Origin of the sequence: Psychromonas sp. SR45-3 (genome assembly GCF_014163575.1) — a bacterium.
Taxonomy (GTDB): domain Bacteria; phylum Pseudomonadota; class Gammaproteobacteria; order Enterobacterales; family Psychromonadaceae; genus Psychromonas; species Psychromonas arctica.
Genome location: NZ_JACJDP010000096.1, coordinates 1 through 725 on the forward strand (window position 1 = coordinate 1; position 725 = coordinate 725).

The window sequence follows — 725 nt, forward strand, 5'->3', positions numbered from 1 at the left end:
ATTTCAGCTGGTGTTGCTGAATCAATCAATACATAACCACCTTTCACAACGTCAGCTAATTGCTGTGCGTCACGTGCTTGTGGTTTCAAGTTTTGACGGCTAAAGATAAGTGATGACGGTGCATCAACTGATTCAATCGCAAATTTCCAAGCAACAGCAGATTCAACGCTGTCACATGGACGCCATGTGTTCATATTTGGTGTTAAACGTAAGCTTGCAATTTGCTCTACAGGTTGATGAGTTGGACCATCTTCACCTAAACCGATTGAGTCATGCGTAAACACTTGAATTGAACGTTGCTTCATTATTGCAGACATACGTAGCGCGTTACGTGCATATTCCATGAACATTAAGAATGTTGCGCCGTAAGGCACAAAGCCTTTATGTAGTGCGATACCGTTAATGATAGCCACCATTGCAAACTCACGTACGCCATAGTGTATATAGTTACCCGTTGCATCATCAGCCGTAATCGCTTTCGTACCAGACCACATGGTTAAGTTAGATGGCGCTAAATCAGCTGACCCCCCTAATAGCTCTGGCAAGATTGCGCCGTAAGCTTCGATACAGTTTTGTGAAGCTTTACGCGTAGCGATATTACCTTGGTTAGCTTGTAAGTCAGCAATGTAAGCAGAAGACTTAGCTTCCCACTCAGCAGGTAATTCGTTGTTAACACGACGTTTGTATTCAGCAGCTAGTTCAGGATAAGCCGCTGCGTAAGCTGC

At 44.0% G+C, this 725-nt stretch carries 1 pseudogene; it reads right to left on the reverse strand.

Going from position 1 to position 725, the window contains the following annotated elements:
• A pseudogene (locus H5084_RS20070) lies at nucleotides 1–725 on the reverse strand (transketolase); the annotation flags it as partial.